Origin of the sequence: Ruminococcus callidus ATCC 27760, assembly GCF_000468015.1 — a bacterium.
In the GTDB taxonomy this organism is placed as follows: domain Bacteria; phylum Bacillota; class Clostridia; order Oscillospirales; family Ruminococcaceae; genus Ruminococcus_C; species Ruminococcus_C callidus.
On record NZ_KI260362.1, the window covers coordinates 1 to 13489 of the forward strand.

At 42.3% G+C, this 13489-nt stretch carries 14 protein-coding genes; 8 read left to right on the top strand and 6 right to left on the bottom strand.

Annotated elements, in window-relative coordinates; translation table 11 throughout:
- The coding region (locus RUMCAL_RS05730; protein ID WP_021681684.1) for an alpha/beta hydrolase-fold protein at positions 1–1002 on the top strand (1002 nt) is incomplete at its 5' end.
- 239 nt (positions 1003–1241) lie between these two features.
- Here the strand turns inward: RUMCAL_RS05730 and RUMCAL_RS05735 are convergent.
- Entirely contained in the window at positions 1242–2177 is a 936-nt protein-coding gene (locus RUMCAL_RS05735) for an AraC family transcriptional regulator (RefSeq protein WP_242823489.1), read from the bottom strand.
- 1018 nt (positions 2178–3195) lie between these two features.
- Between RUMCAL_RS05735 and RUMCAL_RS05740 the strand changes: the two genes are divergently transcribed.
- Both RUMCAL_RS05740 and RUMCAL_RS05745 read left to right on the top strand, forming a co-directional pair.
- Positions 3196–4248 (top strand): sialate O-acetylesterase, encoded by a 1053-nt coding sequence (locus tag RUMCAL_RS05740; protein WP_242823491.1) that lies wholly within the window; start codon positions 3196–3198, stop codon positions 4246–4248.
- Between the two features lie 23 nt (positions 4249–4271).
- The gene (locus RUMCAL_RS05745; RefSeq protein WP_021681689.1) at positions 4272–4640 is read left to right on the top strand and encodes a glycosyl hydrolase; all 369 of its coding nucleotides are present in this window, start codon (positions 4272–4274) and stop codon (positions 4638–4640) included.
- Between the two features lie 293 nt (positions 4641–4933).
- On the opposite strand, the gene RUMCAL_RS05750 is transcribed toward RUMCAL_RS05745, so the two are convergent.
- From RUMCAL_RS05750 to RUMCAL_RS16470, 5 genes are all read right to left on the bottom strand, one after another.
- Positions 4934–5230: a hypothetical protein gene (locus tag RUMCAL_RS05750; RefSeq protein WP_021681690.1), complete on the bottom strand. Its 297-nt coding sequence runs from the start codon at positions 5228–5230 to the stop codon at positions 4934–4936.
- A complete protein-coding gene (locus tag RUMCAL_RS05755) occupies positions 5231–5674 on the bottom strand; it encodes a hypothetical protein (protein ID WP_040647204.1) in 444 nt (147 codons plus the stop codon).
- A 359-nt stretch (positions 5675–6033) separates the two neighbouring features.
- Complete coding sequence (locus RUMCAL_RS05760; protein WP_021681693.1) at positions 6034–6528, bottom strand: hypothetical protein; 495 nt, start codon at positions 6526–6528, stop codon at positions 6034–6036.
- Positions 6529–6811: 283 nt separating this feature from the next.
- Entirely contained in the window at positions 6812–7294 is a 483-nt protein-coding gene (locus RUMCAL_RS05765) for a hypothetical protein (protein WP_021681695.1), read from the bottom strand.
- Positions 7295–7433: 139 nt separating this feature from the next.
- On the bottom strand, positions 7434–7808 hold the full coding sequence (locus RUMCAL_RS16470; RefSeq protein WP_040647208.1) for a hypothetical protein: 375 nt from the start codon (positions 7806–7808) through the stop codon (positions 7434–7436).
- A gap of 71 nt (positions 7809–7879) precedes the next feature.
- On the opposite strand from RUMCAL_RS16470, the gene RUMCAL_RS05775 reads away from it, so the two are divergent.
- Genes RUMCAL_RS05775 through RUMCAL_RS05795 form a run of 5 tightly spaced genes read left to right on the top strand, consistent with a single transcriptional unit; the run spans position 7880 to position 13336 of the window.
- Positions 7880–9202: an ABC transporter substrate-binding protein gene (locus RUMCAL_RS05775; RefSeq protein ID WP_021681697.1), complete on the top strand. Its 1323-nt coding sequence runs from the start codon at positions 7880–7882 to the stop codon at positions 9200–9202.
- A 1-nt stretch (position 9203) separates the two neighbouring features.
- Positions 9204–10103: a carbohydrate ABC transporter permease gene (locus RUMCAL_RS05780; protein ID WP_021681698.1), complete on the top strand. Its 900-nt coding sequence runs from the start codon at positions 9204–9206 to the stop codon at positions 10101–10103.
- Entirely contained in the window at positions 10075–10926 is an 852-nt protein-coding gene (locus RUMCAL_RS05785) for a carbohydrate ABC transporter permease (RefSeq protein ID WP_021681699.1), read from the top strand. The genes RUMCAL_RS05780 and RUMCAL_RS05785 overlap by 29 nt, the downstream gene beginning before the upstream one ends.
- Positions 10927–10929: 3 nt before the next feature.
- On the top strand, positions 10930–12024 hold the full coding sequence (locus RUMCAL_RS05790) for an ABC transporter ATP-binding protein (protein ID WP_021681700.1): 1095 nt from the start codon (positions 10930–10932) through the stop codon (positions 12022–12024).
- A 13-nt stretch (positions 12025–12037) separates the two neighbouring features.
- Positions 12038–13336 carry a glycoside hydrolase family 32 protein gene (locus RUMCAL_RS05795; RefSeq protein ID WP_021681701.1) on the top strand — a complete coding sequence of 433 codons (1299 nt, stop codon included), beginning with the start codon at positions 12038–12040 and terminating at the stop codon, positions 13334–13336.
- Positions 13337–13489: the final 153 nt, after the last annotated feature.

Sequence of the window (13489 nt, forward strand, 5' to 3'; positions counted from 1 at the left end):
CGGCAGGGCATTTCCAGTGCATTCTCCGGCAATGCAGCAAGTCTGGCAGCAGACGTAGACCAGAGCGGCAGCGTAAACGGTACAGATCTCCAGCTGATTCAGGATTATCTGCTGGGAAAAATCACAGCATTCTCAAAAAGCAGTGCGGGTTCTGATGAAACGAATCCAACTGCATATATGGAACAGGTAAAAAATATGATGACAGAATACGCCCCGGCAGGAATCACGGAAGAAAAAACTGGCGTTTCTTACGGTACTCTGAAAAAATATCAGTACTATTCCACAACACGGGAACGAAATGTCAACGTGAATGTGCTTTTACCGGCTGACTACAATGAAAACGAAACCTATCCAGTACTCTATGCACTGCATGGTTATTGGGAAACAGAGGATTCTTTGGCAGCTATGAGCAGTGCCCGTACCATGCTGGGCAATTTGAATGCAAATGGCGAAGCGGAAAAGATGATCGTTGTTTTTCCATATATCTACACCAGCAAAACCAAAGAGGCATGCGATGGATTAAATCTGGAGAATTCATTGAATTATGACAACTTTATCCATGATCTGACAAACGATCTGATGCCGTATATCGAAAAGAATTTCTCCGTGAAGACCGGGCGTGAGAACACTGCAATTACAGGATTTTCCATGGGTGCGAGAGAATCACTGTTCATCGGCTTGACCCGTTCAGATTTGTTTGGCTATGTGGGTGCCGCCTGTCCTGCACCAGGACTGACACCTGGAACAGATTTGAGTATGCACCCCGGTCAGCTGCAGGAAAATCAGCTGAAACCGGCATACCAGATGCCGAATCTGATCATGATTACCGGCGGTGGGAAAGATGGTACAGTTGGCTCACAGCCTTCTGTTTATCACAATATCTTGTCTGCAAATGGAATTGAACATCTCTGGCATTCTGTTTCTGATGGAGGACATGATTCATCTAGCGTTCAGCCGCATTTTTATAACTATCTTCGTGGGATTTTTCAAAGTAAAAAATGATTTTCTCCCCCAATGGGAAGAATCATTTGCAATAAATCTCTGCGGCTCTGTTCCAAGCCGCAGATGAAAAGAAGCTTCTGAAAATTCATGCTGTTCCAATGGTTTTTAGGTTTTGTTTCTTTGAAAAGCGGTGGCTTTTTGATAAGCTGCCGCTTTTTTCATACACCTGTACGTTGAGAGGGCTTGCGGCAAAGCGTGTCACTTTTCTCACTGCATATAAGGCGGCTTTTTTTGTATGGTCACAGGACTTCTCTGTTCTGCATTCGTTCTTGTTTTGGTGTGATTCCACGCCATTTTTTATAGGTTTGGATAAAGTGGCTGCAATCAAAGAATCCGGTTTCCTGAGCAATATAATCCAGATCATAATCAGAGTTCAGCAAGAGATCCTGTGCTTTGTTCAAGCGAATATACTTGATATACTCCTTACAGGAACGGCCATAATTTTCCCGAAAAAGTCTTGCAAAATTGGAGTAGCTCATATGGCACATCTCTGCCAGCTGCTGTACCTCCAGCGGTTCAGCAGAATGCGTATCAATATATTCCAGAATATGATAACATGACAGGCTGATGTCTGTATGCTTTTCCCGCTGCATGATGCCGGATTTTTCAACGTTTCTTGCAATTTCGATCAGCAGCATGTGAATTCCTGACTGCACTGCAAGCATATACATAGCATCCTTTTTTTCGTATTCTGCGACAATGTGAGAAATGATATTTCCAATGGTTTCATGAGATTTGTCTTCGTTTATCACCAGGCAGAAATCGTTGTCTGCTGTCCGACGCACAAAATAATCATACATTTTTTGCAGATAGGCTTTTGGAATGTGAACGGTGTGAATGTTAAACTTTATAACTGCGTACTTTATTTCATCAGTTTCATTTTTGTTCTTTCTGACTTCGTGAAGCTGAAGCGGATAACAATAACACACATCACCTTGTTTCAAAATTTTCTCTTTGTTGTTGCATACAATTTTTATTGAGCCTCTGATAATATATAAAATTTCACTGTAATAATGCCAGTGCAGCGGAGAATGCGTGCTGTCTGTATAGAAAATATCATAAGGTTGCTGCATAAAGTCAATATATTCAAAAAGTTTCATTTGCCGTTCCTCCCAATCTGTATTGTACCATAAACCAGTCGCCTTCGTCAATCCACAAATAATCGGTTTGTACAATTTTTTGCGTTCTATTTCATAGAAACAGGATACTTGACAGGTGTAAAATAGAATCAAGGCAATACCGCACAAAGATTGTGCGACAGATGCGTCGTCAAATTTTTCGTCAGATGAAACAAAAAGCGGAGTGAATACTTGATGTATTCACGAGCATTTTTGTGAAATATGAGAGTCTGTTTCGTATCTGACGTATGCAGATTGCGTGCAAAGTCGCCAGACGCTTTTTGTGCGGTGTTGCCTTAAAAATTGCAGAAGGTGTCTGGAATTACATTCAGAAATATGTGATTGACAAAAAACAGGAGAATGGATCGAAGATATTTCTCCTGACAACACCACAAAGCCAAATCAGGCTTTGGCACACGCTTGGAAATGTCCTTATCACAACGGCAGAATGTGCATTGAGATGATTCACCGGCTTTCAGCAGTATCGTAACAGGAGGAAATTGAGAACCTGTCTTCACAAGACACATGTATACGCTTGTGAAGACAGGTTCTGAGAGGAATACCGCATAAAACTCGCCTGACGGCTTTGTGCGGTATTGCCTCAAATTTATGAGGAGATGTAGTTATGTTAAAATTAGCAGGAATATTTCAGGACAATATGGTGATACAGCGAAACAAGCCGATACAAGTGTGGGGGACAGGAACGCCCGGCACTATTGTGACAATATCGCTTTTTACAGCTACTGCGGATACCATGGTTTGTGCTGATGGTTCATGGAAAATTGCTTTACAGCCATTATGTGCCGGAGCAGGATATACACTTGTGGCATCAGATACAGCGGAATCCATTGTGATTCAAAATGTAGCTGTTGGAGAAGTCTGGCTTGCCGGCGGTCAAAGCAACATGGAACTGGCACTGAAAGACAGTGAAAACGGCATCAAGATTTCTGAGGAATACAGTGGAAAAAACATACGGTTTTATCAAGTGCCGAAATGTTCTATGCTGGATGAAAATCAGAAAGAGCAGGAAGAAAACAGCACATGGCAGATTGCGGATAACCGGAATGTGGGCGAAATGTCCGCTATAGCGTTTTATTTTGCAAGCCGTCTTTCAGAAACGCTGCATTGCATCGTAGGTATCATAGATTGCTATTGGGGCGGAAGTTCCATTACCTGTTGGATGAGCAAAGAACAGCTTGCAAAACTGGAAAGCGGAAAGAATTATTTGGAAAACTATGCTGCTCTTGTGGGAGAAAAATCCTCTCAGCAGTATACAAAAGAAATGGAAGAATACAACTGTGCATATCAGCACTGGTTAAAAAGCACAGAAGAAGTAAAACAGAAAGATCCTCAGGCATCGTGGAAAGAAATCCATAAAATTTGCGGAGAATGTCCGTGGCCGCAGCCAGTTGGGTGGCAGTCGCCGTTTCGTCCCAATGGACTTCATGAAACAATGATTCGGCGTATAGCACCTTATTCTCTGCGTGGATTTTTATACTACCAGGGAGAAGAAGACGTGCAGCGGTACGCAGATTATTCGGATATGATGCAAATGTTGGTGAAACAATGGCGAATGGATTGGAATGACTGGAATCTGCCGTTTTTGTTTGTTCAGCTGCCAATGTATCTTGCAGATGGCGAAAAAGATGACAGTTATTGGGCATTGCAGAGAGAACAGCAATACATTGCCTCCATGATGATTCAAAATGCCGGCATGATCTCTCTGGCAGACTGCGGTGAATATGACAATATTCATCCATTGGATAAAAAAACACCGGGAGAACGTTTGTTTCAGCTTGCAAAAAATCTGGTATACGACAAGCAGGGAACGATCACAGCAACAGCGGCACAGCTGTTTTCAGACAATGGGAAGCTATATGTGACATTTGATCATCTGCATGAAAAATTGGTTATGCAGACAGCGAATGGCTGCCCTTTTGAAATTTCTGGAGAAGACAATTTATTTTATCCTGCAAAGGCAGACGTAATTCACGGAAATATGCTCTGCATATCAAATCCCGCAGTTAAGTTTCCATCTGCCGTCAAATATGCCTGGTACAATTTTGGTGAGGCAGCCTTGTTTACAGAAAGCGGAAATCCAGTTTCTCCATTTTTCAAATGCGTATAAAAACATGACGGGAAGTATGATTCATGCAAAACATAGTCAATCCCAATGCAACAGAAAAAGCAAAAGCACTTCTGAATTTTCTTTCAGAAACCGCAGGAAAAGCGATCATCACCGGACAGCACACCCAGACAAATCCAATGGAGGAAATTGACTATATCAAAAGCAAAACGGGAAAAGAGCCTTTGCTCCGCGGGTTTGAAATGCTGACATATTCACCGAACATCAATGATAACGATGCGTCAGAAGCCTGCCTTACTGAGGTTTATGAAAATCGAAATACCATGGAAACTGCACTGAAATGGGCAAAAGCGACCGGCGGTATTGTGACATTGAATATTATGTTCGCATTGGCGAATCTGTATCTGGCTGCCAGAAAATCTCTGACGGTCTGATTCAGTGTGCCTTTGCGATGGAAAATAGAACATTTCTCTAACCACTCAGCATTTTGCTGGGTGGTTTTGTTTGTAGGTGGAGATTATGCGGTGTTGCCCTAAATCGTAATCTAGCAGCGGCTGCCTTTCAAACGCATAGAGATTTCGAGGTCTTGGGGTATGACTTTTGTGATTAGTTGCTTTTCAACTTCTTTCATGGACTTCAATTCCTCTCTTAGAGTTTTTTATTCTTTAGTGCATTGGGGTTATGAACAGTTCACAATGCCTACTGTACAGTTTCACATCTCATTAAATCACAATTCCTCAACGAATTTTGTATATTTTCCAAGAAAAAGTTCCTCAATCTTAATCCATTTTGTATGAAAACATCCGGATTCTTGACATTTTTCTTTTTGATATGCACCTTTCGGCATCTGAACTGGCAATTCGCCAAGATAGAAGAACGTGTCCGACATACTTCGCTTAGAAGTCATAATCAATCCCAATTCATAATCAAAACAAAAATCGCCGATTGGTCTGCCATGTTCATCTTCTTTTTCATATCGTTTTGCAATTGGAATAAATGGATATGTTGACACGGCATGGAACAATTATTTAATCCACTTTTTTTTGTAAGGATTATATATTAACTTCCAATAACTTTTAGGAAATTTTTTGAGATTATTGGCAACAATTTCAGGATACATATGCAATGCATCAGCTAAATCAAATGCCTGATCATATTTTTTTTGTATAAGAAGATTCTCTAGCTCGTTCATATTTGTGATTAAAAATTCTATTTTTTCTTTGTCCTTTAATAACCCTGATTCTTGTGAATATCTATTTTCATAGCATAGAACACTCCATTTATCATCACATATATTAAGACTAATCATTAATTTTCGAAGTCGATTATCATCAATTTCTTCAACGCCATTTTTATATAAATCAGTAACTTTTTTTAATATATATATATTATTCTTGTCAGTTATTTCATTTCTAATAACTGTTATTAAATAATAAAAATCATAAAGTTCATGAGTAGTAATTATCATATTAATCATTCTCCAAGAAATCATTTTATAATAACATCAATGGTTCTTTTATGTGGCCCTGCGAAAAAATCTCTGTAAATTCAACAACAGTGATAAAAAACGATATTGCGAGCGGCTTGAAAAACAGCCGCTCAATTTTTTTACAGTATACAATAAATACCGTAATTTGTCAAGTTTCTCCAACGGTCAGCCTGTTGAGGTACATAATTTCCAATTCTCCCAAAACTCTGCCCCAGTTTCTCAGCGGTATCGTCCGCTTCTTTGTAATCTCGTGGGTTGCCAGATACATAATGTGTCAAGTGTTATTGACAATTTCAAATACACCTTTATGAGAGATAAACTTAAGTTTGCAGATCATGCTACTGATCCGCATAATCGTTGATCAACTCTTTTAAGAAGATAGAAACATCACTTTCTCCTGTAATATAGTTAAATCCAGAATGAACCATACGATACTTAATAGACATGCAATCGTCAACATCTTGTTCCCAAGTTGTAAGATAATTTTCCCATACTGAAATACTTCCAATAGAACCTCTGGAACCTCCTTGGATATAAACATCAATACACTCATATGGTAAATCAATGAGAGGACCGGAATCAACTTCAACTAATTCAATGGAATTAAAATAATTCATAAATTGCTCGATTGCTGTTTCATCGACTATGACAACTCTCTCCTTCGTTTCATAATCTTTTGATATGAGAATTTCGATACTGGATATATTTTGTAAGTTTAATTGCTTACTTTCTTTCTGCATATTTGATTCAATTTTGCACAATAAAAGGATACAGATAAAAAGCAAGAAAAAGGCAATGAAAAGCACCCATTTTCTTTTTTTTATAAAGTTCATAACCAACACTCCTATCGAGTCTCTGCGAAAAAATTTCTGTAAATTCAACAACAGTGACAAAAAACGATATTGCGAGCGGCTTGAAGAACAACCGCTCAATTTTTTACAGTATTAAAATAAATACCGTAATTTGTCAAGTTTCTCCAACAGTCAGTCTGTCTGTCGGGGTACATGATCTCCAGCTTGCCAAGCACTCTGCCCCAGTTTCTCATACTGACTCAGTTTTATTTTTGCAGATATATCCAGACCGCTGGATATTGGTTTTGATTCTTTCTTGATTTTTTTAAGGATGGTCAACCACATTGGCGTATTCATCTAAAATGTAATCAGCATAAGAAGAAGCTTGACGCTCATATCCAATTTTTGTGAGCCCAATATCGTTAATCCACTGAAAATAATGCGTCAATTCGTGTGCTATTGTTTCTAGTATTAGAGCTAAAGCATCGTCTCGTCCTAATGTTATCGAATTGTCTGTATAACTCCCCGTTGCCACACGTATATATGGCTCATATGTCTTGTTATATGGTTGGAAAAAAGTACCATATACCATTTCGCCGTCCATTGCCTTAATGTATTTTTTCCCTTTCACATACACTGGAACCCTTATTGGGAAAAAATACTCTTTTCTCAACCACTTTCCAAATTTCAGGCACGCTCCTCTTACTTCTGTATTAACGTCAGGGGTAAAACGGAATCTAAGCCCGCTTCTTCTTGATTGAATGTTTGTGAAGTTATATTTCCAATTCTCAAGTGTCCAGATATGCACAATATCACTCCCTCGTTTTTCAGCTTAATTTTTTTTACGTTTTTTAACGGCAGCACTTATATCACGATATAAAATGCAGTTCATTTTTCAATAGACGGCTCACAATGTTTGGCTGCTTTGAAACGTCTGACTTTTTTTATCATGTCTTTTGTAAGAACCCAGAAAGTCGCTTGAATCCATGGACCACGTCGCGTCCACTCGTTTTCAAATGGAGTAACATCAAAAAGAGGTACATAATTTCCAATTCTCCCAAAACTCTGCCCAAGTTTCTCAGCGGTATTGCCTTAAAATATCGGGAGATCGTTGTTTTGGAAAAGCCGGTATATGCTGCAATATCTGCAAAGGTTACATTTTTTTCGCCATTTTTCACGCTCCCTGTTTCTCTCTTCATTATAGCACACAACGGTTTTTGAATCAACAAAAGAATCAGTAAAGTAACCGGTTTCGTTGAATTGCACAAAACATTTTCAGGATTTTTAGAAATTGCTACAAAAATCAGAAAAAGTCTTGACAAGTAACCGGTTCCATGGTATGATGTAATCAGTAAAGTAACCGGTTACTTAAAAAGAACGGAGGGAAACAGCGATGAAAAAGCTACCATTATTTCTGACGGCTCTTTCAATTCTGGCGAGTGCAGTTCCGCTTACAGGATGCAGCAAAACCGTAAAGCCTGGTGATGTAAAGGGATATGATGAGGGAGAGCAGTACATCAGCATGTGGGTGCATACCATTGAGGACACACCGGAAGGCGAAGCTTATAAAGCGTCGGTGGAACGCTTCAATGAAAAGTATGACGGAACCTATTTTGCAGACATTGAATTTATTCCGAGAAATGACAGCGGCGGCGGTTATTCGGATAAGATCAATGCTTCGGTTATGTCGGGAGATCTTCCTGATGTCATCACCGTAGACGGACCGAATATTTCTGCCTATGCAGCAAACGGCATTATTCAGCCGCTTGCCGAATTGAGCGAGGAAGAAAAATCGGCTTATCTGGATTCCATTCTGGATCAGGGAACGGTCGATGACAAACTGTATGCACTCGGTGCCATGGAATCCAGCGTAGGTCTTTATTATAATAAGGCAATTCTGGAGAAAGCAGGAATTGAAGTGCCCGATAAGGATCACCCCTGGACATTCTCGAAATTTCTGGATATTTTGGAGCAGCTGAAACCGATCATGGACAGCAAAAACGGGTATCCATTGGACATGACCTTTCCGGTCGGCGAATCCAGCATTTATTACTATGCTCCGTTTATCTGGTCCAATGGCGGCGATCTCATTAGTGAGGACGGTCTTACCGCAGACGGGTATTTCAACTCGGACAAAAATGCGGAGGCGTTCCAGTACTTCAGAGGACTGGTGGAAAACAAGTATATGTCCGCAACACCCATTGAAAACCTGTTTGAAAGCGGACGTGCAGCGTTCAAGTTTGACGGTGCATGGGAAGTCAACACGATCTATCAGAGCTACAGTGACATCGACCTTGGCGTTGCACCGTATATTGTCAGTGACAACTGGGACGGCGGCAGATATACGCCGACTGGTTCCTGGGCCTATGCTGCCACTACAAAAACGGAACACATTGAAGCCGCTACAGAGCTGGTAAAATGGATGAGCGGTGTGGATAGTGGCGTTCTTCTCTATGAGAAAACCAAGAGTATGCCTTCCACTTATGCGGCATATGACCAGATTACCACTTTTGAGGAAGACGAAAATTATAAGGCACTTTACGAACAGCTGAGAGATTACGGTCATCCCAGACCGAAAACACCTGTTTATCCGCAGGTCAGCACATCGTTCCAGCAGGTTCTGGAGGACGTTGGATTGAGCGGCAAAAACGTCACAAACGAAATGGATAAATCTGTAGAAAGGATCAACGCAAAGCTCAAGCGTTACACAAGATAACATGAAAAAGAAATCGAATTCCATTCTCGGAATGGCTTTTTTCGGACCGGCACTGGTTTTAATGACGGTGTTCCTGTTCATTCCGATGATACTCACATTAATTTACAGCTTTACAGATTATTTTGCATTAAATCCAAAGCTGACACATTTTGTAGGACTGGAAAATTTCAGTACCATTTTTAAGGACGACCTGTTTACCACAGCTTTTGGAAATACCGTTAAGTTTGTACTGATCATTGTTCCGCTGCAAACACTGGGAGCATTGGGACTGGCACTGCTCATCAATAAAGTCACAGTTTGTAAGAAATACTTCAAGGTCGCATTTTTTATTCCGGTGGTCATGTCCCTGGCAGTTGTTTCAAATCTCTGGATGCAGATCTATAGTCCGGAGGGTATTCTGAACACGATTCTCTCTCACTTTGGCATTGATGCACAGCCGTTTATCTATGGTGCCAATCAGGCACTGCCTTCCATTGCACTGATGAGTGTCTGGCAAGGTGTCGGTTATCAGATGATCATATTCCTCGGCGGATTACAGGCAATCAATCCGGCACTCTATGAGGCTGCGGAAATGGATCACGCCAGCGGCTGGAGCAAATTCAAGAATATCACACTGCCGGAACTGAAGCCGCTTTGTGTATTTGTCTTTATCACAGTAACCATTGGTGCATTCCGTATGATCGTGCAGCCGATGGTAATGACCGGCGGCGGTCCGTCTCATTCGACCTATACCATTGTCTATGATATTTACGAAACCGGTACGGTAAACTGGGAAATTGGACTTGCTTCGGCAATGGCAATCGTCTTTACTGTATTCGTTGTCATACTCACTATGATTCAAACATTTTTGACAAAGGACAAGGAGGAGAAACATGAAAACAAAAAAGCAAAAAATCGCTAATGGAATCCTTGTTGCAGTAATGCTGGTGTTGTCCTTATTCTTTCTGTTTCCAGTCATTTGGATGATTGCAAATTCGTTTAAACCGGACGCTGCAATCACAGCAGATATGAATTCCGTCAGTGCATTTATTCCGCCCGCACCGGGAAAGGGATTTTTCGATAACTATAAGGAAATTTTGTTCAACACAAGATTCCTCCGGTTTATGGCAAATACACTGTTCTATGCAGCAATCATGATCGTGGCTGGTGTGATCGTCAACGGCCTGGCAGGTTATGCCTTGGCGAAGATCAAGTTTCCGTTTCGTGAAAGATGGTTGGCGATCATCATGATGCTGATGATCATTCCGACAGAAACCATTATCACCATCAACTTTATGTTCGTTTCCAAAATGGGACTGCTGAATACCGTTTTTGGTTATGTGCTTCCGATGATCGTCAATCCGTTTAATATATTCCTGTTCCGTCAGGTTTTTGTCAGCCTGCCCGATGATGTCTGGGAGGCTGCACAGCTGGATCACTGCAATCCTGTGAAGTATTTCTTTACAATGGTGCTGCCGATGTCTAAAACAGTCGTTGCAACTGTCAGTGTTTTCACATTCCTGAATGTATGGAATGATTACCTCTGGCCGTCACTGGTGTTCACGTCCAGCGATCTTCTGACCGCTCAGATCGGTTTGAACTCTATCACATCCAACGACAATACAACCATGGGACAGACGCTTGCTGTCATCACCCTGATTACCATTCCGGTTATTATCATCTATGCCCTTTTCTCCAAGCAGATTGTAGAGGGTGTTGTTTCCACAGGTTCCAAGGAGGGTTAACTTATGAGCTTTATTGAAATGAAGAACATCTGTAAGAAATATGCAGGTGCAGATAAAAATTCCGTAACCGATTTCAGTCTTTCCGTTGAAGAAGGTGAATTCATTGCCTTTGTTGGCCCGTCCGGCTGCGGAAAATCGACCACACTTCGTATGATTGCCGGATTTGAGGAAATCACCAGCGGCGACTTCTACATTGACGGAAAGCGTATGAATGCAGTTTTGCCGAGAGATCGTGGCATCTCTATGGTATTTCAGAACTACGCCCTCTATCCGCACATGACAGTGGAAAAGAACATTTCCTATGGTTTGAAGAATATGAAGGTACCGGCAGCGGAAATCAAGAAGAAGGTGGACTGGGCAATCGATATTCTGGGACTTTCGGAATACCGTTATCGGAAACCGAAGAATCTTTCCGGCGGTCAGCGGCAGAGAGTGGCATTGGGACGTGCAATTGTCAAGGATCAGAAGCTGTTTCTCATGGATGAGCCGCTTTCCAATCTGGACGCTAAGCTGAGAGTCAGCATGAGAAGCGAGATCAGCAAGCTGCACCGGCAGCTGGGCAGTACCACCATTTATGTGACGCACGATCAGGTAGAGGCAATGACTATGGCAGACCGCATTGTCATTATGAAAGACGGTGTGATCCAGCAGGTGGGCAAGCCGATGGACTTGTATGAGCATCCGGCAAACAAGTTTGTGGCAGGATTTATCGGTTCGCCGCAGATGAATTTCTATGAAGTAAAGGTGGCAGGGAATACCATGACTTTCTCCGACGGCAGTAAGATGCAGCTGCCGGAATCTGTTGTGACAAGCCTAAACGGCAGACAGGGAACGCTGGTTCTCGGCATACGTGGCGAGGACATCAAGCTGGATCCGCAGAATCTGGATCTTTACAAGGATAATATCATGTCTGCAACGGTGGATAGTGTAGAAGTTATGGGAAATGAGAACAACCTGTACTTTAACTTCGGTGGCACTGCCTCGGTGGCGAGAGTATCCAAATATGAGATCAGCAAGCCCGGAGATACCATTGATTTTGCCTTTGTTCCGTCCAGAATGCACTTTTTTGATACACAAACCGAAGAAAGCCTTTTCTAATTAGGAGGATACTATGCAGAAAATTCATTTCAAAGCCCCGAATTGCTGGATCAATGATCCGAACGGATTTATCTGGTATCAGGGACAGTATCATCTGTTTTATCAGTGCTTTCCCTACGCACCGCAGTGGGGCAGAATGCACTGGGGACACGCTGTCAGCAAGGATCTGGTGAACTGGGAGGAAAAGGGAATCGCCCTGTATCCTACCAAGACCGACGACCGCAGCGGCTGTTTCTCCGGCAGTGCTGTGGAGCAGGACGGAACGATGTACTTGTACTATACCGGTGTCAACTATCTGGAGGAGGATCCGGAGAACATTAACCACTGTCGGAACGATCAGTTTCTCTCAGCACAGATGATGATCTCTTCCGCGGACGGTATGACTTTTGATAACCTTCAAGAAAAGAAGACGATCATTCCGACGATTGCAGAAGATAAGATCGGCAGCAAAACGCACACCCGTGACCCGAAGGTATGGCGTGGAACAGATGCGTGGTACATGGTGCTGGGAAGCTCTGTTGCCCACAAGGGCAGACTGCTGATTTATCAGAGCAGGGATTTGCAGAACTGGAAGTATCTCAGTCACGTGGAAAAGGACAACTTCGGCTGGATGTGGGAGTGTCCGGACTATTTCGAGGTGGACGGTAAGGGGATCACGGTGTTTTCTCCCATGGCTTTTTTGAATGATGGAAAAGCGTATGATTCCGCAGCGATCTGTCTGTTCTCCACATTCGATGAAGCGACCGGAACGATGCAGCTTGCAGATGACGTTCAGTTTCTGGACTATGGGCTGGATCTCTATGCCCCGCAGAGTACGACTGATGAAGATGGCAATCGTGTTGTTATTGCATGGATGAGAATGCCGCAGGCAGTAGATGGTAAGTGGAACGGCATGATGTGTATTCCAAGAGTGGTTTCTGTGAAGAACGATCGCATTTATTTCCGTCCTCATCCGCATATCCAAAACGCTTTTACCAAGGAGATCTCTTCGCCGGAGCAGGCGGGAAAGTCTGGTTATCTGGTAAAGACCTCGCTGAAAAACGGCGAGTGTATCAACATTGGCGGATACCGGATCTGGCGGGAACAGGACAAGCTTTTCACAGATCGCTCTGCTGTATTTGTGAAAGACGGCAAATATCGACTGACTGCGGAAACACCGGTACTCAGGGACGGCTGTGAACTGGAGATCTATGTAGACTCCAATTTGATCGAAGTCTATGCCAATCAGGGCGAAGCAGTGATCAGCAGTGTGGTATACGGATTGTCGGAGGTAGTCACTGGCGAAGCATATACGTTGTATACGACAGAGTAAGGTGAATGCGGTATTGCCTATGATGTAACAGCTTTGGGCGAACCGCTGATCGATTTTACCGAAAGCGGAATCAGTCCGCAGAGAAATGGTCTTGTGGAAGAATTTTGGAAAACTGCATGAACAAAGGAAACACTGCATAAAGCCCGCCTGACG

What these genes read in the sequence shown, in the direction of transcription:
- RUMCAL_RS05740 (WP_242823491.1), top strand. Translation starts at nt 3,196, where the DNA reads ATGTCCGCTATAGCGTTTTATTTTGCAAGCCGTCTTTCAGAAACGCTG.
- RUMCAL_RS05745 (WP_021681689.1), top strand. Translation starts at nt 4,272, where the DNA reads ATGCAAAACATAGTCAATCCCAATGCAACAGAAAAAGCAAAAGCACTT.
- RUMCAL_RS05755 (WP_040647204.1), bottom strand. Translation starts at nt 5,674, where the DNA reads ATGATAATTACTACTCATGAACTTTATGATTTTTATTATTTAATAACA.
- RUMCAL_RS05760 (WP_021681693.1), bottom strand. Translation starts at nt 6,528, where the DNA reads ATGAACTTTATAAAAAAAAGAAAATGGGTGCTTTTCATTGCCTTTTTC.
- RUMCAL_RS05775 (WP_021681697.1), top strand. Translation starts at nt 7,880, where the DNA reads ATGAAAAAGCTACCATTATTTCTGACGGCTCTTTCAATTCTGGCGAGT.
- RUMCAL_RS05780 (WP_021681698.1), top strand. Translation starts at nt 9,204, where the DNA reads ATGAAAAAGAAATCGAATTCCATTCTCGGAATGGCTTTTTTCGGACCG.
- RUMCAL_RS05785 (WP_021681699.1), top strand. Translation starts at nt 10,075, where the DNA reads ATGAAAACAAAAAAGCAAAAAATCGCTAATGGAATCCTTGTTGCAGTA.
- RUMCAL_RS05790 (WP_021681700.1), top strand. Translation starts at nt 10,930, where the DNA reads ATGAGCTTTATTGAAATGAAGAACATCTGTAAGAAATATGCAGGTGCA.
- RUMCAL_RS05795 (WP_021681701.1), top strand. Translation starts at nt 12,038, where the DNA reads ATGCAGAAAATTCATTTCAAAGCCCCGAATTGCTGGATCAATGATCCG.